The 17,064-nt window shown below is 66.4% G+C and carries 15 protein-coding genes; 4 read left to right on the forward strand and 11 right to left on the reverse strand.

All coding sequences use genetic code 11. The features are described 5' to 3' along the window. Positions 1 to 9: 9 nt before the first annotated feature. Genes hutI through hutU form a run of 3 tightly spaced genes read right to left on the reverse strand, consistent with a single transcriptional unit; the run spans position 10 to position 3,982 of the window. Positions 10 to 1,263, reverse strand: coding sequence for an imidazolonepropionase (gene hutI / locus MU558_RS16755; RefSeq protein WP_246969361.1), 1,254 nt, complete (start codon positions 1,261 to 1,263; stop codon positions 10 to 12). Beyond that, the gene (gene hutG, locus MU558_RS16760; RefSeq protein WP_246969364.1) at positions 1,260 to 2,240 is read right to left on the reverse strand and encodes a formimidoylglutamase; all 981 of its coding nucleotides are present in this window, start codon (positions 2,238 to 2,240) and stop codon (positions 1,260 to 1,262) included. Before hutG ends, hutI begins: the two co-directional genes overlap by 4 nt. Next, positions 2,237 to 3,982: a urocanate hydratase gene (gene hutU / locus MU558_RS16765; protein WP_246969368.1), complete on the reverse strand. Its 1,746-nt coding sequence runs from the start codon at positions 3,980 to 3,982 to the stop codon at positions 2,237 to 2,239. The genes hutG and hutU overlap by 4 nt, the downstream gene beginning before the upstream one ends. A 444-nt stretch (positions 3,983 to 4,426) precedes the next feature. Here hutU and MU558_RS16770 point away from each other — a divergent pair, with 444 nt between their 5' ends. Together MU558_RS16770 and MU558_RS16775 are read left to right on the forward strand one after the other, a co-directional pair. Continuing rightward, positions 4,427 to 4,690: a hypothetical protein gene (locus MU558_RS16770; protein ID WP_246969371.1), complete on the forward strand. Its 264-nt coding sequence runs from the start codon at positions 4,427 to 4,429 to the stop codon at positions 4,688 to 4,690. A gap of 100 nt (positions 4,691 to 4,790) precedes the next feature. Next, positions 4,791 to 5,525 (forward strand): zinc metalloprotease, encoded by a 735-nt coding sequence (locus MU558_RS16775; protein WP_246969373.1) that lies wholly within the window; start codon positions 4,791 to 4,793, stop codon positions 5,523 to 5,525. Between the two features lie 76 nt (positions 5,526 to 5,601). Here the strand turns inward: MU558_RS16775 and MU558_RS16780 are convergent, their stop codons facing one another. The 7 genes from MU558_RS16780 to MU558_RS16810 all read right to left on the reverse strand — a co-directional run bounded on the left by MU558_RS16780 (position 5,602) and on the right by MU558_RS16810 (position 13,661). Then, a complete protein-coding gene (locus MU558_RS16780; protein ID WP_246969376.1) occupies positions 5,602 to 5,949 on the reverse strand; it encodes a winged helix-turn-helix domain-containing protein in 348 nt (115 codons plus the stop codon). A 290-nt stretch (positions 5,950 to 6,239) separates the two neighbouring features. Continuing rightward, positions 6,240 to 7,088 (reverse strand): trehalose-phosphatase, encoded by an 849-nt coding sequence (gene otsB / locus MU558_RS16785; protein ID WP_246969390.1) that lies wholly within the window; start codon positions 7,086 to 7,088, stop codon positions 6,240 to 6,242. 5 nt (positions 7,089 to 7,093) lie between these two features. After that, entirely contained in the window at positions 7,094 to 8,770 is a 1,677-nt protein-coding gene (locus tag MU558_RS16790) for an alpha,alpha-trehalose-phosphate synthase (UDP-forming) (RefSeq protein WP_246969393.1), read from the reverse strand. An 89-nt stretch (positions 8,771 to 8,859) separates the two neighbouring features. Beyond that, on the reverse strand, positions 8,860 to 10,023 hold the full coding sequence (locus MU558_RS16795; protein ID WP_246969396.1) for a DUF5305 domain-containing protein: 1,164 nt from the start codon (positions 10,021 to 10,023) through the stop codon (positions 8,860 to 8,862). Continuing rightward, positions 10,020 to 11,162, reverse strand: a complete 1,143-nt coding sequence (locus MU558_RS16800) for a signal peptidase I (protein WP_246969400.1) — start codon at positions 11,160 to 11,162, stop codon at positions 10,020 to 10,022. The genes MU558_RS16795 and MU558_RS16800 overlap by 4 nt, the downstream gene beginning before the upstream one ends. 18 nt (positions 11,163 to 11,180) lie before the next feature. Further along, positions 11,181 to 12,152, reverse strand: coding sequence for a nitrous oxide reductase accessory protein NosL (locus MU558_RS16805; RefSeq protein WP_246969403.1), 972 nt, complete (start codon positions 12,150 to 12,152; stop codon positions 11,181 to 11,183). 81 nt (positions 12,153 to 12,233) lie between these two features. Next, on the reverse strand, positions 12,234 to 13,661 hold the full coding sequence (locus MU558_RS16810; protein ID WP_246969406.1) for a nitrous oxide reductase accessory protein NosL: 1,428 nt from the start codon (positions 13,659 to 13,661) through the stop codon (positions 12,234 to 12,236). A gap of 324 nt (positions 13,662 to 13,985) precedes the next feature. On the opposite strand from MU558_RS16810, the gene MU558_RS16815 reads away from it, so the two are divergent. Beyond that, entirely contained in the window at positions 13,986 to 14,429 is a 444-nt protein-coding gene (locus MU558_RS16815; RefSeq protein ID WP_246969408.1) for a hypothetical protein, read from the forward strand. An 87-nt stretch (positions 14,430 to 14,516) separates the two neighbouring features. Then, a complete protein-coding gene (locus tag MU558_RS16820; protein ID WP_246969411.1) occupies positions 14,517 to 15,113 on the forward strand; it encodes a nitrous oxide reductase accessory protein NosL in 597 nt (198 codons plus the stop codon). A 2-nt stretch (positions 15,114 to 15,115) separates the two neighbouring features. Here MU558_RS16820 and MU558_RS16825 read toward each other — a convergent pair whose 3' ends face one another. Continuing rightward, positions 15,116 to 17,038, reverse strand: a complete 1,923-nt coding sequence (locus MU558_RS16825) for a NosD domain-containing protein (RefSeq protein ID WP_246969414.1) — start codon at positions 17,036 to 17,038, stop codon at positions 15,116 to 15,118. Positions 17,039 to 17,064: the final 26 nt, after the last annotated feature.

Below are 17,064 nucleotides of genomic sequence, written 5' to 3' on the forward strand. Positions count from 1 at the left end.
ACCAGTACGTCACCACACCTGCCGTCCATTCTTGATCACCGTCTCGATCGCCGGCGTGTCGAATCGGTAGGCGACGTGAACGTACGACGGGACCTCGAGTACGAGCGCGTCCGCCGGCGCTCCCTCGCGAAGTGTCCCCGTCCCGTCGTCGCGGTCGACTGCCAGCGCGGCGTTTCGCGTCGCCCCGAGCAGGGCTTCGGCGGGCGTCGTCCCTATCTCGAGACACGAGAGCGTCTGGACGAACGCCATGCTCCGTGCGTGACAGTTGGGGTTGAAGTCGGTCGCGAGCGCGACCGGCGCACCCGCCTCGAGGAACTCGCGCGCGTCGGCGTACCGCTCGCCGAGGCCGAACGCGGTTCCGGGGAGGAGGACAGGGACGGTTCCGGCGTCGACGAGCGCTTCGACGTCCTCGGCCGTCGCGTACAGCAGGTGGTCCGCGCTCGCCGCTTCGACCTCGGCCGCCAGTTGCGCCCCGCCGTGCCGGGTGAACTCCTCGGCATGGACTTTGGGCGTCAGGCCGGCGGCCGTCCCGGCCTCGAGGACGCGTCGTGACGCCTCGACGTCGAAGACGCCCTCCTCACAGAAGACGTCGCAGAACTCGGCGATCCCCTGATCGGCGACGGCAGGGAGGTGTTCCTCGACGACCTCGTCGACGTACTCCTCGTCGTCTCTGCTCTCGGGAACCGCGTGTGCGCCGAGGTACGTCGCCACCAGATCGACCGGGTGTTCGTCGTCGGCGCGGTCGATCACCTCGAGCAGCCGCAGTTCGGTCTCGGTCTCGAGGCCGTACCCCGACTTCACCTCGACCGTCGTCGAGCCGCGTGCGAGCATCACGTCGAGGTGAGCGAGCAGGGTCTCGAGCAGTTCCTCGTCGCTCGCCTCGCGGGTGGCCTGGACGGTCCGAAGGATACCGCCACCGTCAGCGAGAATCTCCTGGTAGGTCTTCCCGCGCAGTCTGGCCTCGAACTCGTCGGAGCGGTCGCCCGCGAAGACGGCGTGGGTGTGTGGATCGACGAACCCCGGCACGACCGCCTTCCCGCTGGCGTCGATCGCCTCGTCGGCGTTCTCCGGTGGGTACTCGCGTACGACTTCGTTCGTCGGCCCGACGGCCGCGACCTCCCCGTCGATCGCGGCGAACGCGGCGTCCTCGAGGACCTCGAGCGGCCCCTCGCCGGGCTCGGTGTCGTCGCTTGCGCCCGTGGCGGGGCCGACGACGAGTTCGGCGGCGTCGGCGACGACGACCGTGGTCGACGCGCCGCTCATCGTCGCGCCTCCGCGTAGCCCGCGAGGAAGTGTGCGACGGCGCGTGCGGCCGCGTCGCTGGTCTGTCTGTCACGGTCGAGCGGCGGGGCACACTCGACGACCTCGAAACCCACGACGCGCTCGTCGGCCGCGAGAAATCGCAAGACTCGAAAGAGTTCACGGGTCGTGAGCCCGCCCGGCGTGGGTGCGCTCACGCCCGGGGCCGCGCTCGCGTCGAGCACGTCCAGATCGACGCTGACGTACAGCCGGTCGACGTCGACCATCGCCTCGAGGGCGACTCGTGCTGCGTCGATCGGATCGTCGCCGACCTCCTCGGCCGTGACAACCTCCCCGCCGCGTTCGCGAACGAACTCGTGGTAGGCCGTCGACGTCTCGAAGTGGCGCGCGCCGACGCAGGCGTAGGCGTCGAGTCCCTCCTCGTAGAGCTGTCGGTAGGGCGTCCCGCTCGTGGCGTCGTCGCGGACCTCTCGGACGTCGAGGTGTGCGTCCAGGTTGACACAGCCGACCGCCCCCTCGCGACACAGCGGGGCGACGTTCGGGTACGTAAGCGAGTTGTCGCCGCCGAGAAACACGGGGAGGGAATCGAGGTCGTGAACCGCGGCGGTCGTCTCCCGGAGCCGATGCTGGACGGCCTCGACCGACCTCACGTGCCCGGCGTCGCGCTCGAGTTCGTCGAGCAACGTGGCGACGTCACCCAGGTCGCCGATCGATCCGACGGGACCACAGTCGAAGTGATGTGTTTTCGTGCGCGCGAGCGAGCGACGGATCTCGGTCGGTCCCGCCGCCGCACCGGGTCGGCCGACGACGCCACGGTCGAACGGTTCGCCGACGAGCACGGCGTCGTACGCGTCGGCAGTTGTCGTCGTCGTCTCCTCGATCACGTGTCCGAACAGTTCGTCGGTGGGGTCGTCGGTGTGTGCGGCCTCGAGCCACCCGCCAGCGTCCTGCCAGTCGGGGTGCGTTCCGAAGTCGCTCATTCGTCACCTCGCATCGGGACGTCGACGTTCGACTCGCGGGCTTCCGCCAGCGCCTCCTCGTAGCCGGCGTCGGCGTGGCGAACCACGCCCATCCCCGGATCGGTCGTGAACACGCGTTTGGCCTTTTCGGCAGCGAGGTCCGAGCCGTCGAGGACGACGTGGTTGTTCGCGTGGATGGCGTTGCCGATCCCGACGCCGCCGCCGTCGTGGACCGAGACGACGTCCGCGCCCGCCGCGCAGTTGAGCAACGCGTTGAGGATCGGCCAGTCGGCGATCGCGTCAGAGTCGTCTCGCATGGCCTCCGTCTCGCGGTTCGGGCTCGCGACGGAGCCGGCGTCGAGGTGGTCGCGGGTGACGACGATCGGCGCGGCGAGTTCGCCCGCGGCGACGAGGTCGTTGATCTCGAGGGCGAAGCGAGCGCGTTCGGTGAGGCCGTCGGGATCGTCGCCAGCCTGGTAGCCCAGCCAGCAGACGCGTGCGGGCAAGCCCTGGAACGCGACCTCCTCCTGGGCGAGATCGATCCAGCGACGCAGGTGGTCTTTCTCGGGGAACAGGTCCGTGACGGCCTCGTCGGTTCGGTAGATGTCCTCGGGGTCGCCGGAGAGCGCCACCCAGCGGAACGGCCCCTTCCCGCGGCAGAACAGCGGTCGGACGTACGCCGGGACGAATCCCGGGAACTCGAACGCCCGGTCGTGATCGCGGTGGTCTCGCACCTGCCCGCGGATGTTGTTTCCGTACTCGAAGGCGACCGCGCCCGCCGCCTGGAGGTCGAGGATCGCGTCGACGTGTCGTTCCATCGTGTCGAGACTCTCCTCGACGTACGCTTCGGGGTCGTCTGCGCGCAACTCGTCGGCCTCGGCGACCGTGTAGCCGGAGGGGTAGTACCCCTCGAGTTCGTCGTGGGCGGCAGTCTGGTCGGTGACGACGTCGGGGACGAACCCCCGCTCGAGCAGCGCCTCGAGCGCGTCAGCGGCGTTCGTGTGGACGCCGACGCTGTAGGGCTCGCCAGCGTCGGCGGCTTCCTTTGCGCGGTCGAGTGCCTCCTCGAGGTCGTCGGCTTTCTCCTGGCAGTAGCCGGTCTCGAGACGGCGATCGATCCGCTGCTCGTCGACCTCGGCGGCGATGCAGACCCCGTGGTTCATCGTCACCGCGAGCGGCTGTGCACCGCCCATCCCGCCGAGACCGCCGGTGACGACGATCTTCCCCCGGAGCCCCTCCGTCTCGGGGAAGTGCTGGGTCGCACACTCGGCCAGCGTCTCGTAGGTCCCCTGGATGATCCCCTGCGTGCCGATGTACGCCCACGACCCCGCCGTCATCTGGCCGTACGTGATCAGGCCCTTCGCCTCGAGTTCGTGGAAGTGTTCCCAGTCGTCCCATTTGCCGACCAGGTTCGAGTTGGCGATCAGGACGCGTGGCGCGCGTTCGTGCGTACGGAAGCGCCCGACCGGCTTGCCGCTCTGGACGAGCAGCGTCTCGTCGTCGGCAAGCGTTCGGAGTTCCTCGCAGATCGCGTCGTAGGCGTCCCACGACCGGGCTGCACGACCGGTTCCGCCGTAGACGACCAGCTCTTCGGGCTTCTCGGCCACCTCCGGATCGAGATTGTTGTTCAGCAGTCGCAGGGCAGCCTCCTGTCGCCACCCTCGACACTCGAGGTCGGTTCCGGTCGGCGAACCCTGGTACTCTCGCCACTGTGCACTCGGTTCGCCCACGTCGTGACCGCCGTCTCGCCGTGGCACGTGCATGTCGTTACCATTCGTGACGGGCGGTAATGGAACTACCCTCTCCCCGGTGGCGAGGGTGGACGCTCTCGGACGATGTTGCACGATCATACATGTTTTTCAAATGCCGTTTCGATATCGTACCTGTCCTTGACGGGTCGATCGTCCGTTCACCACCACCGACCCTACTTCCGACCGCCGTCGACCTCTCAGGGACGTACTGCCGGGATGGCCGCATGGAAGCGGTCGCGTCTCGGCCTGCAGTACCACACCGACCGGAACTCCACAGCCTCGAGGAACGATCTGGACTGATTGGTTTGCGTGACAGTCACGGCTTCGTGATAAAACAACCATATGTAAACCCAATCGCCGATGCCACCGGACCGGGTACGCTGATCCAGAGACGATGAGACGGAGGTCCGTTCGTGCGACGTGTGTCGTCGTTCGACGTCGAGGGGTGAACCGCCGGTGATCGAAGGTGCAGACGTCGAACCGATCTACGAGGGATCGAACGGTCGATACTACACCGCCTGGCAGGTCGACCACCGACTGGACACCGGGGAATGGCGACCCTGCCTGCACGACCTCGAGACCGGTCGCCGGCTGGTCGAGGCGGACGGCGACCTCGTGATGCTCGTGGCGAGAACAGTGAGCGACTGCCCCGGCTGGGTCCGGATTCGCCTGGATCAGGCCGGACCGCGCGTCGTCGACGCCCGACGAACGGTCCCCTGACGAAACGACGCACTCGAGAGGGCGTCACGATTCGTTCCGGATATAATGACTGTCCAGGTTCAGCCGAGCGTTCTCGAGCCACGGCACACGAAACGTCGACGTGAAACGACGGACGGTACTCGGTTCGGTCGGGTCACTGCTGTCGGTCGGTGCGCTCGCGTACGCGAGTCGTGATCCGGTAAATCGGATCGACGTCCGCTTCTGGCTCTCCGAGCGGGCCGCCACCTACGACGGCGTCGTCGAGACGGTCGATGCGTATCTCGCGACTGCGCTCGACCTCGAGTGGTGGTCACTCGAGGTTTCGTTCGGCGGCGTGGTTTCCGTCTCGACCGAGGACGGTGCCGCGGTGACGACGGGCGGCGAGTGGCCCTCGCGCGTGATCGCGGGATCGGTCGGTCGTGGCGACGTCGATCCGGTCGCCGACGTCAACCTCCTCGTCACCGACGGGGAGATGCAGACCGCGCCGACGGGCTACGGCCTGCCCCACGTCGCGTCCGTCGGCGGTGCGCGCCACCTCGCCGCGGCGTCTGCGCCCGATCGACAGCCAGATCCGCTCCCGTATACGACGCCGAATCGGGTTGCACAGGTGCTCGTCCACGAGGTCGGCCACGCGCTCGGCCTCGATCACGACCACGGCGTCGCCTACCGGCGCGGAGACACAGTCGTCGCGACGCCGATGCTCAGTACCTACGCCTGGGACCCCGACTACGACGGCCGGCCGAGGTGTGGCTCGATCGCTTCCGAACGGACGGGTGACGACCGGCGACTCGCGTGTGCGTTCTCCGAATGTGCCCGGCGCGAACTCGAGACGTACGACGGTGGACTGCCCCTCTGACAGTCGGTGGACAGTCAACCCAGTTGGCGGCCGGTCGCACGCGACCGGCGCGTACCGCGTCGATCGCTGGACAGAATTATTCGTCTTCGTCGGTCGACTCCTCGCCGCCGCGTGCGAACGCTTCGGCCGCGTCCCCGGTCGCGCCGGTGTTTGGCCCTTCGATCAGCGCTTCGAAGTCGTCGACTTCGTCGTACTGGTCTTGGTAGACGAGCGCCGCTTTGCCCAGCGCAGTAATCTCGTAGAGCCCAGATCGTTCTGCCGGACCGATCTTCTGAACGAGACCGTAGTCTTCGAGTACTGGCAGGCGCGTGTTGATGTTCTTCCGACTCTTGCCAGTGTGGGCAGCGAGGTTCGTCGCGACGTTTCGCCCCTTGTCTTCGAGTGCCTCGAGGATCAGAAAGTCAGTGGGTTGTCTAAGTTTCACAGGTGTTCCCTCTCATTGTGAGAGTATATTTCCGATGGTAACTAATACTTTCGGCTCCGACCTCGATGTTGCCGTAGGACATAGCTCACGGAAATTTTTAATATGGTCCGGGAACAACTGGCAGATGGGCGTGGACGGAGGCCCTTGCAAACCAGGCTGACACGACCGAATCCCCCCAACTGTCGTTGCCAGACGGGTTCCCCCACCCACTGGTTGCACTCTCCCCCACCCCCATCCCCCCATCCCCCACCCCGCCGCACCAGGCGGGGCTGCCGATCAGTTTTCCCATTTCACTCGGTTTTCGACGCTATCTCTCGCGTCGAACGATCGCCGGATTCACCCACCAGGCCGTCGCCGACGGTCGCGAGCCAGCCTAGAAGCGACGCGACCGCAGACGGCGATCGAACGCGACAGGACGCGGCCGACGGTCGATCGTCGCCGACGCGGACGCCGAGCCCGTCGGGTTCGACGGCGCGAAACGCCGACTCGTCTGTGACGTCGTCGCCGACGTAGACCACGAACGTCCCCTCGGGATGGACCGACTCGAGGAGGGAGACGGCGTCGCCTTTCCCCCAGGAGATCGCGGGCGCGAACTCGATCACGCGTTTTCCCGTCGACGACTCGAGGTCACCGCCGCCGATCCGGTCGACCACGTCGTGAGCGAGCCGCCGCACGACGGGACGGGCCGCCGACGGCACCGATCTGACGTGGACGGTCCCCGTCAGGCGCTTGTTCTCGACGCGACAGCCAGCAATCGGATCGACGGCCGTCTCGAGTGCGCGACAGGTTCGTTCGACGAGTTCCGTACGCTCGCGAGCGACCGGGTGGACGAGCCTCGATCCGTCGCGAACGAGTTCGAGACCGTGGTTGCCCGCGCAGGTCGACACCGCGTCAACGCGCGAGCGCACGTCGGCCAGTCTGCGGCCGCTGACGATCGCCGTCGACACGTTCGTCGCAGACGCGAGCGACTCGACAGCAGCCTCGGTTGCCGGCGTCAGCGACGCCTCGTCGGGGTCGTCGACGATCGGCGCGAGCGTCCCGTCGAAGTCGAGACAGACAAGCAGTTCCGACACCAGATCGAGTTCCCGTCGCAACCGTGGCAGGTGCTCGTCGATCGGCCGTGGGCGTGTCTCGGACATCGGTTTCACGTCGATCGCGGTCTCCGACTCCGGTTGCGATTCGCGGAGTGTCCTGCCTCGTGAAGCCGTCGCAGTTCGCCGAACTGGGCGTGCATCCACGACTCGAGGTCGCGTTCGAAGACGCGCCGGCGAAGGCCGTCCATCCGTCGACGTCGTTCCGACGGCGGTGCCGTGAGGGCAGCCTCGATCGTCGTCGCGAACTCCTCTCGACGTCGCGGCTCGATGGTGTACACGAACTCGCCGAGCGTCTCGTGCGCCCCGACGGTGCTGCTCAGGACCAGCGAGCCGTCGCCGTCGACGCTCGCTGCGACGTACTCCTGGGCGACGAGGTTCATCCCGTCGACGAGCGGGCTGACGACCATGACGTCCGCCCGACGGTAGAGCGCACAGAGGTCCGCACGCGGCAGGTACTCTTCGACGTAGACGATCGGTCGCCACCCGTCCTGCTCGAAGCGCGCGTTGATCCGATCGACCTCGCTGCGGACGTACTCGCCGTGTCGCTGGTAGGTCGGGATTTCGGTTCGGCTCGGCATCGACTTCTGGACGAACGTGAACTCGCCTCGCCACGCGGGGTTGCGCTCGAAGAACCGCTCGACCGCCGCGAGGCGCTCGGGAATCCCCTTCGTGTAATCGAGTCGGTCGACGCCGAGTCCGATCGCGTTCCCCTTCGGGATACCGTGGTTCTCGCGAACGTCGTCCCACCTGGTGACGTCGATCGACCGGCTCTGCTGGTCGTACGCCGCCGCGTCGACGCCCATCGGCGTCGCGACGATCCGGATCTCGCGACCGCGATAGTGGACGACTCGCCTGCGTGAGTCGACGATCGCCCCCGGAACGAACGCGTCGACGCACTCGAGGAAGTGCTCGCAGTACCGGTCGACGTGGAATCCGAGGAGGTCGTTGCCGAGCAGTCCCTCGAGCAGTTCCCGTCTGGCCGGACAACGGTGGAAGACCGCGGGTGCTGGCCACGGGATGTGCCAGAACTGGGCGATCGTCACGGACCGTGGGACGCTCTCGCGGATCATCGCCGGGGCGAGACCGAAGTGGTAGTCTTGCAGCCAGACGACGGCGTCGTCGGTTGCGTGGTCGGCGACCGCGTCGGCGAACTGCCGGTTGACCGCCCTGTACCACTCGAGGTCGTTCGGCCGGTACTCGACTATATCGGGGAACCCGTGGCACAGCGGCCAGAGGACGCGGTTGCTGAACCCGCGGTAGTAGGCGTCGACCGCCTCGTCAGAGAGCCACACACGCTGGAGCGTGTACGCCCCTTCCTCGTCTTCCGGCGGGACCTGAACGCAGCCGTCGTCGCCCGTGACGTCGCGGTCGGCGTCGCCGTCGCCCCAGGCGATCCACGTGCCGCCGGACCGACGGAGTACCGGGTCGAGCCCCGCGGTCAGCCCGCCCGTCGGTCGGTCGACCGTGATCGGTCGCTCGTCGTCTCCGTTCGTATCGGCGACGAGCGAGGGGCCGCCGGTCGTTCCACCGTCGACGGTCGCTTGCCCGCCGCTATCGCTGGATTCGCTCGAGTCGTCGTCCGCGTACTCGTGTCGGTACGGTTGTCGGTTCGAGACGGCGATCAACGAGCCTGGAACCGCCGTCGACGTGCCATCGCGCTCCGCCGTCCGTCGATAGCCTTCGGTACCGCCGTCCGCCGACGACTGTCGCTCCTCGTTGTGACACATTCGCCCCGATAGAACACCGCCCCCACTGGTTCGTTGCCGGCCTGCAGTCTCATGGTCGTTTAGTGGCGTATCGGAGCGAACCTCGCTGCTTATTCGTCGACCGGCCCTCTCGGCAGCGATTTCTGCATTTCAGGAACGTCCCCGACGGGTTCCGCCACCTCAGCCGACGGCGGCGCGGGCGGTTCGTAGACGTACAGGACGTCTCCCTCACACACGACGTAGTGACTGTTCCCGTGTGCCGTCCGCGCGAGTATCACCGCATCGGTCTGGATCGCCACCCGGGCGAGTTCCCCGAGCGTCTGGACGTCGACACGCGGTCGATCCGCCATCGCGGCTGGAAGTTCAGCCCTGACGATCAACTCCGCGAACTCCGCCCGATCGTCACGATAGGCGAGCCACGCCCGCTCGAGTGCGGACGGTTCGTGATAGCTGGCGACGATCAACAGTCCGCCGCCGACGAGGGCAGCGGCGACGAGCAGTAGCCCACCGACCGTCCAGACCGGGCCGTACGACCGAGTGACGGTAACGGCCTCCGTCGCGGAGATCGGCTCTTCGAACGGGTCGGCGTCGAACGCGTACGTGGCTCCGTCGTGCGTGAGATCGATCTGTCGTCGTCGCGTCGCAGTTCGCTGCTGGCCGTCGATCGTCCCGTCGACCGTCGTCGTGACGTCGACGACTGTCTCGACGTCGCCCGGGCGTGCTCCCAGCCGTCGGTCGATCTCCTCGAGTCGCGACTCGAGACGGGAGACGTTCACCTCGAAGTCGGCGACGACCTCCTCGCCGGGGTCGACCGCCGTGCGCTCTCTGGTTGCAAGTTGCTCTCGCTGTTCCCAGTAGACCACGTCGCCGTCGACCGACCGGGCGACGAGGTCGACCTCGAGTCTCGTCGTGACGTTCTCGCCGCTGCTCGCCTCGTAGCCGGCGGTGACCGTCCCGACTGCAGTCGGCGAGAGTCGCGTGTAGTACACCGGTTCGTCGCGCAGTTCGCTCCCGGTGTCGTAGATCGGATTCGGTTCGACGACGGTCGCGCCGTGTGAGAACGTTCCCGTCATCGACCACGACTCGGTCTGTCGCGTTTCGCGCCGCTCACCCGGATCGACGTAGGCGGTGTAGGACAGCCAGCCACCGACACACAGGAGGGCGACGACGACGAGGACCGCGAGCTGCCGGTGGTCGACGAGACGGACGCGCCAGCGCAAGACGGTCTCGTTCGTCGGCTCGCCGTCCGGTTCCTCGAGTCGCGCCCCGGTCATCGCTCGAGTCGGAACCGCTGGTTGCGGGTGCAGTATCCTCCTTTTCGTGCCGGTCGACTCCCACCCGAGTCGATTAGACGTCGACAGAGCACGTACGCGATCGCGCCCAGCAGCGCGACGATCGCGCCCAGCGGGAGCCACGGGTGACGGTCGTAGAGGGCGTCGATGACTGGCCGGGGGAGCAGATACAGGTAGCGGTGCTCGACCACGGTGCGTTCGTAGTGGCCCTCTGATTCGGGGGCCGTGATCGAGACCGTGACGTCTTCGCTGTCGCGTCCTGGCACGATTGCGGCGTGCCGCTCGAGTGTGACGCCTTCGTCTCTGGGTTCCAGATACGCGACGATCGGAGCGAAGCCGGCGTTCGAGACCCGGTAGGACGTCTCGACGATCCCGCCGGGCTCGGCCAGTAACTCACCGTCCGGTGCCGGGTCGGTGCTGACGAACGCGATCGACTCGGCCCCCGCCGGGACGACCATCGCCGCCGTCGCAGCGACCGCCACGACGAGTGCGACCGCGACGGCGACGCGACGGGGTTCCGTCGTCCCGTCGTCGATCCGGCGGTCGAGACGCCACCGACGCCGTTCGCGAACCGTTTCGATCATGTAGCCGGCGAGCGACAGTACCAGGAGCAACGACGCCACTGCCCTTCCGCTCTGGTCCCCACCAGTTCCGGTGACGTCGGCGATTCCCGCCTGCACGACGCCGAAGACGGTTCCAGTCGTCGTGACCGCGACTCCCAGACCGGGTATCCTGACGACCGTGCCGTCGATCTGCAGTGCCGTCGCGACGATCTGTTCCTCTCGTACGTGTGGTTCGCCATCCTGCTGGTCGGTTACCGGGTTCGCGTCGCCACGGGTGACGTAGCCGTCGTCGGTCGCGCGGACGACGCGATGGGTTACCAGTTCGTCGTCGACGCCGTCGCCTGACTCGTAGACGATCACGTCGCCCGGTTCGACGTCGCCCACCAGGAGGGTCGGCACTGCGACGAAGCCGTCACCAGCGTCCATCGCCGGCTCCATGCTGTCACTCGAGACGTACCCCAGCAAAAGCGGCTGGCCGAGTGCCTGTCCGGCTATCGCTGCGAGTACCGTCACCAGCAGTGCGATCCGAACGAACCGGGCGACGTAGCGAACGCTCATGGTCCCCCCATCCGTCGATCAGGCCTGATAGTTCGCCCGGTAGCGTTTCCCGGCCTCGACGTCGGCGAGGTCCTCGAGTTCGACGATGTCATCTTCGGTAAGTTCGTCCCACTCGTCGACGTACGCCACGGCGTCGTCGTACTCGGCGAAACAGACGGGACTGCCGCCCGGCATCGGAGTCGTGTACTTCTGGAACGTCCGGCTATCGAGGACGAAGTAGCCCTCGCGCATGTCGATGAACGCCTCCCAGCCGGGGTGTGCAGCGGACGATCCGTCGTCAGGATCGGTGTCGACGTCGGTGAAGTCGGGCGCCCAGATGGTCACGAGTTCGTCCTCGATCGTTCCCTCGTGTTTACCGTCGTAATCCGTCGCGTCGTGGTCTGTGGGGTGGATCCAGTACTCGACGGCACAGCCGAGCGAACAGAACTCGATCCGACTCCCGTCCGCGTGTGTCGCCTGGGCGTGCCAGCCCTCGTACATCTCGGTCAGCATGTTACAGACCGGGCAGATTTTCTCCTCGTCGGGCTGGTACCACTCCACCGGCGCGTCCTGGACCGCCAGCGTCCCGCTCTCCGTGCCGTCCTCGAGGTTCGCCGTCACCGTCCATTCGTTCTCCCCGAGGGAAATGCCGCCTCGCTCGACGCTCTCGTAGTCGGTATCGACGCCGACGGTCGCCGTCTCGCTGTCGCCAGCGGCGACGGTAACGACCTCCTCCCGGCGCTCGTCGCCGACGTCGACGCTGACGGCCACGTCGTGATCGTCGTCACCGTCGTTCGTCAACTCGAGGTCGAACTCGACGGTGTCGCGAACTGTCACCGCCGTCGGACTGTCGACGACCGAGAGCGAGCCGGCGACGGTGGGCAGGCTGCTGTCGCCGTCACCGTCGCTACCGTCACCGTCACCGTCGCCGTCGTCGCCGGCGCCGAGACAGCCGGCGACGACCCCTGTCAGTGCGATACTACTCCCGCGGACGAACGTTCTCCTGTGCATGTCGAACTCGTCTGGATTCGCTTGTTAGCTGTGCGACCTTGCCGCCACGCGACGGAACGCGAAGGGGGAAGGGAGACGTCGTTACCGATAGTTCGCCCTGTACATCAGGCCGTGCTCGTCGACGAGGTCCTCGAGTTCGACGATGTCGTCTTCGGTGACGTCGTCCCACTCGTCGACGTACGCCACGGCGTCGTCGTGGCTGGCGAAACAGACCGGGCTCCCACTCATCGGCGTATTGAACTTGGTCGCGGTGTTCTCGTCGAGGACGAAGTAGCCCTCGCGCATGTCGATGAACGCCTCCCAGCCGGGGTGTGAGTCGGTGTACTCGCCGGTCTCGACGTCGGTGAAGTCGGGTGCCCAGATGGTCACGAGTTCGTCTTCGACCGTTCCGTCGTGTTTGCCGTCGTAGCCCGACCCGTCGTGGGAAGTGGGATTGACCCAGTACTCGACGGCACAGCCGAGCGAACAGAACTCGATCCGGCTGCCGTCGACGTGTGTCGCCTGGGCGTGCCACGCCTCGTAGGTCTCGGTCAGCATATTACAGACCGGACAGATCTTGTCGCCGTCGGGCTGGTACCACTGGACTGCCGCATCGTTGACCGAAAGCGATCCGGTCAGCTCGTCGGTGTCGGCGTCGATCTCGGCTGAGACCGCCCACTCGTTGTCCTGGAGCGTCAGGCCGCCCTTTTCGACGTCTTCGTACTCCGTTGGAATCTCGAAGACCACGTCCTCGCTACTGCCGTCGGCGACCGTCACCGTCTCTTCGAACGTGCCGTAGTGGGTGCTGGGATCGACGCCCTCCACGTCGAGGGCCACCGTCGCCTCCTGCTGGCCGCCGGTCTCGTTCGTCACCGTCGCGGTGATTTCGGCCACCTCGCGGACGTCGACGCTGCTCGGTGCGGCGACCTCGAGGAACTCTCCGCTGCTTTGCTCGTCGTCGCTCCCCTCGTCGTCCTCATCTCCGGTGTCGTCACCGCCGTCGGTCGCCGAACTGTCGGCGACGAACATGACAGTCGACTCGTCGCCGCTCGGCAGCGCAGCCTCGACGTCGTCGTGGTCGGTCAGGTCGGCCCGGAGCGTGATCGTCTCGCTGTTGTCGCCGTCCTCGACCGAACCGAGCGAGACGGCGTTCGTCTCGCCGACGATCGATTCGCCGCCGATCCGATAATCCAGGATGGCAGCGTCGTCGTCCCCGAGCCAGTCTTGCTCTTCGACGTAGAGGTCGACCGCCTGCGTCCCCGTGTTCGTCACCAGAAGCAGGTCGTCGAACTGCACCCACCCGTTCTCGTCGACGTCGTCGATGATGACCTCGAGCGGCCCGTTTGCCGGATCGTCGACGTACTCGCCGACGTCGCCGGCGTAATCGTCGTTCGGTTCGACGTGAATGTAGCCGTCGCCGGTCCCGATCGAGACCCCGTGACCGGCACCGGCCGCACTGAACGCACCCGTCCCGAAAAACAACCCGACGCCGGTGGCAGCCGAGCCGATGAGGAAATTCCGACGCTCCATACTACCGCTTCACCCCGCGTGTGGTCGCGTGAGCGGTGGCCGTAGTCGACGGTCGATACCACTGCGCTGCCGCCGCATCCGTGCTCGACGTCATACATTCTCAACAAGAAATTGACTCAATTAATTGATTCTGGTACATTCGTCAAACAATAATATTGTACACTGAACACCATACACCACTTTACACATTGATTCTAGTATCAAACCAGAATACAGATTGACTCGGCGAACGCTTCTGGTCCGTAATGAGCGTGATGATCGACGGACGGTGTCGACGCCACTCGAGCGAGCGACGGGAATCTGGACGGCGCGACATCGAGAACGATGACGACTCGGCGTAACGTTCTGGCGCTTCTCGCGGCCGGTTCGTCACTCGCTTTCGTCGCGGACACCGCCGGGTTTACTCGCGCTGGCGTCGGCCACGCACCCACGGTCGACGTCGCGACGGACGACGCTGCCGTCCGCCTCGAGAGCGAGGCGTTCGAAACGCCGGTCGACGAACCCCGGGCGACGATCACCGTCAGATCGCGACTCGAGGCGACGGCAGTCACGCGACTCGAGTCTCGGGAGGGAACGTTCGCGTTCGATCCGGATCCGGCGATCGACGGCCCACTCGACCTCACAGAGCCAGTGACGGTCGACGTGCGCACGCGTATCCCGACGGACGGGGTCGTCGCCGACGCGATCGTCGCCGTCGTCGAGGGACCGGCCGTCCGTACTGGCGTCGAACGCCGCCTGTTCGTCGACGGCGTCGACGAGTCAGTGTGAACGGAGACACCTGTGAGCCTGAACCGGAGACGGATCTTCGAGTATCGGACCAGATGTCATATACATTCTCGGGACGGCAACCCAGACATGTGCTTTGACGAACACGTCGATCGGTCGACTGTCTCGTCTCGTCGAACCGTCCTCGCCGGCGTCGGCCTCGCCACGCTCGGGACGCTCGCGGGCTGTCTCGGTGCCGACGAAGCGGCTCCGGATCCGATCGCACTCGAGGAAGGGCAGTTCTGCGACGTCTGTGATATGGAGATCGCGATGCATCCCGGACCCGTGGGACAGGCATACTACGCCGACGACGAGGCACTCCCGCCGGGTCGCGACGGCCCGGCATGGTTCTGCAGCGGACAGTGTCTGTACACCTACGTCCTCGAGCAGTCAAACGCCGGCTACGATCCGGCCGGTGCGTACGCGACCGACTACTCGACGGTCGACTGGGAACTCAGGACGGACGACGGAACGACCGTCATCAGCGCCCACCTCCAGGCCGACGCGTTCGAACTCGTCGAGTCGCTCGAGTACGTCGTCGCCAGCGACGTCGAGGGGGCGATGGGGAAGTCGCTGATCGGGTTTACCGACGCCGACGACGTCGACGCGTTCGTCGCCGACCACGGCGGCGAGCGATACCAGCACGGCGACGTCTCACGGCAGTTGATCGACAGCCTCGACATGTAGTCTCATCTGTCAGTCGACTGGGCCGCGTCGCAGTCTCGTTCGAGTCCGGACCACTCGACGGACTCGAGCAGATCGGGATTCGACGGTTCGCAAAGCGGTGCCAGGTCGACGATACTTCCCGTTCGCATCCCGGGGACGGTTCCCTCGAGTCCGGAGAGCGCGTCGAGCAGCGGTGCTCGTGCCAGCGCTGGCGTGCCGTCGACGCGGTGGAGTCGCCGATCGGTCGGGCCGGTCGGCGCGTAGGAACGATCGAGGACCTCGCCGTCGCTCTCGCCGAACGCACCGTGCCAGAAGTTCCCCGCGCCGTCTCGCGTCCAGATCCGGAGCGGTCCTTCGCGCGCGGTCGCGTGTCTGTCGTTGCCGACGAAGTCGTTGCCCACAACCCGGTTTGTCGGCAGGATGTGACTCGCCCGAAGACCCTCCTCGTTGTTCGCGATGACGTTGTCTTCGTAGATCGAGTTTCCGGCCTCGGTCGTCATTCCGAGGTCGTTGTTCGCGACGACGTTCCGGGCGAAGTAGGAGTTCCACCCGCCGGTTCGAATCCCCTGGGGCCCGTTCCGAACGTCGTTGCCGACGACCGCGTTTTGCTCCGGATTCGTCATGACGTGGATCCCCGTCGCTCTCGCGTCCCTGATCTCGTTGTCGGCGATGACGGTTCGCGAGGTGTACATCAGGTGCACGCCGATTCGGTTTCGCTCGAGGGTGTTGTTCCGGTAGACGAGGCCGTGTGATCGGTGGGTGTAGATGCCATCCCGACCGTCGCGGAACCGCGAGTTTTCGACGACCCCGTCTTCCGACCGCATGGTCATGACGCCCATGTACGCGTCGGTCCACTCGTCGCCGCCGTCGACGGTCACGTTCCGAACGACGGTCTCCGGGCTGTCGCGGATCAAGATGCCGTTCGCCGGCGTCTCGATCGCCACGTCCTCGACCAGCACTCGCGATGCGTCGTCGATCTCGACGCCAGCATCTCCCCGTCCGTAGGCCATCTCGAGGACCGTATCCTGACCTTCGATCGATTCGTCGTCCTCGGCACGCGTCGTGTTGCCGACGCCGGTTATCCGGACGTTTCTCACCGCGGCCCGTTCGGCCGTAACCTGGACGACCGTGTTCTCGTCGTCACCCCGGATCGTCACGTTCCCCTCGCCGGCCAGCGTGATCGGCCGGTCGATCTCGACGAGTTCCTCGTAGGTCCCGTCCGGCACGACGACCGTCGTCTCTGCCGGGGCAGCGTCGACTGCCTCCTGGATAGTGGCCACGTCCTCGCCGACGACGACGGACGTCGGCCGCTCGAGAAACGTCCGCGAGCTGGCGACGAGAGTGTCCGCGGCCGCCCGTTTCTCGTCGACGCGTTCGCGGACGGTGGTGGCGTCGTCGATCTCGAAGGGGTACTCGAGTAACTCCTGCCACGTCAGGAGGCTCCCGCCGTGTGTCGATGCGTACGCCTCGGCGTCGCTGCGGCTCGAAAACGGGAGAACGGCGTCGCTGCGGAGCGTCCGTGCGTCGCTCTCGACGACGTAGGTAGCCGTCTCGGCGTCGGTCCAGCCGACGGGGCCGTCCGCACTCGGGTAGCCCTCGTCGGACAGGTCGACGCTCGTGTCACTGTAGTCGGTGACGTACACCGCGAGCGGGTAGCCAAAACGCTGTTCGTGTCCCGCTTGCCGTCGAGTGTCGACGAACCGGTCGATGCCGTGGTAGCCGACGACGTAGCGATACTGGGAGTAAAAGACCTGGGCTTTCGGCAGGTCGATTCGGTCCGGTTCTTCCAACTGTTCTTCGGGCGTGATACCCATCGCGACGGTGTCGTCGAACGGAACCGGGTCCGGCGCAGTCGACCCCGTCTCGACGACGAACGGACCGAGACCCGCGATCAGTATCGCTCCGATGAGCAACGAAATCCAGACGACTCTCCGCCTGTCACTCATGTCTCCTGGTTGACGGCACCGGGAAA

This window comes from Natribaculum luteum (assembly GCF_023008545.1).
Lineage (GTDB): Archaea > Halobacteriota > Halobacteria > Halobacteriales > Natrialbaceae > Natribaculum > Natribaculum luteum.

Bases quoted from the DNA above. Each gene is read 5' to 3' on its own strand.
- hutI (WP_246969361.1), bottom strand. From the start codon at position 1,263: ATGAGCGGCGCGTCGACCACGGTCGTCGTCGCCGACGCCGCCGAACTC.
- hutG (WP_246969364.1), bottom strand. From the start codon at position 2,240: ATGAGCGACTTCGGAACGCACCCCGACTGGCAGGACGCTGGCGGGTGG.
- hutU (WP_246969368.1), bottom strand. From the start codon at position 3,982: ATGCACGTGCCACGGCGAGACGGCGGTCACGACGTGGGCGAACCGAGT.
- otsB (WP_246969390.1), bottom strand. From the start codon at position 7,088: ATGTCCGAGACACGCCCACGGCCGATCGACGAGCACCTGCCACGGTTG.
- MU558_RS16790 (WP_246969393.1), bottom strand. From the start codon at position 8,770: ATGTGTCACAACGAGGAGCGACAGTCGTCGGCGGACGGCGGTACCGAA.
- MU558_RS16795 (WP_246969396.1), bottom strand. From the start codon at position 10,023: ATGACCGGGGCGCGACTCGAGGAACCGGACGGCGAGCCGACGAACGAG.
- MU558_RS16800 (WP_246969400.1), bottom strand. From the start codon at position 11,162: ATGAGCGTTCGCTACGTCGCCCGGTTCGTTCGGATCGCACTGCTGGTG.
- MU558_RS16805 (WP_246969403.1), bottom strand. From the start codon at position 12,152: ATGCACAGGAGAACGTTCGTCCGCGGGAGTAGTATCGCACTGACAGGG.
- MU558_RS16810 (WP_246969406.1), bottom strand. From the start codon at position 13,661: ATGGAGCGTCGGAATTTCCTCATCGGCTCGGCTGCCACCGGCGTCGGG.
- MU558_RS16815 (WP_246969408.1), top strand. From the start codon at position 13,986: ATGACGACTCGGCGTAACGTTCTGGCGCTTCTCGCGGCCGGTTCGTCA.
- MU558_RS16820 (WP_246969411.1), top strand. From the start codon at position 14,517: ATGTGCTTTGACGAACACGTCGATCGGTCGACTGTCTCGTCTCGTCGA.
- MU558_RS16825 (WP_246969414.1), bottom strand. From the start codon at position 17,038: ATGAGTGACAGGCGGAGAGTCGTCTGGATTTCGTTGCTCATCGGAGCG.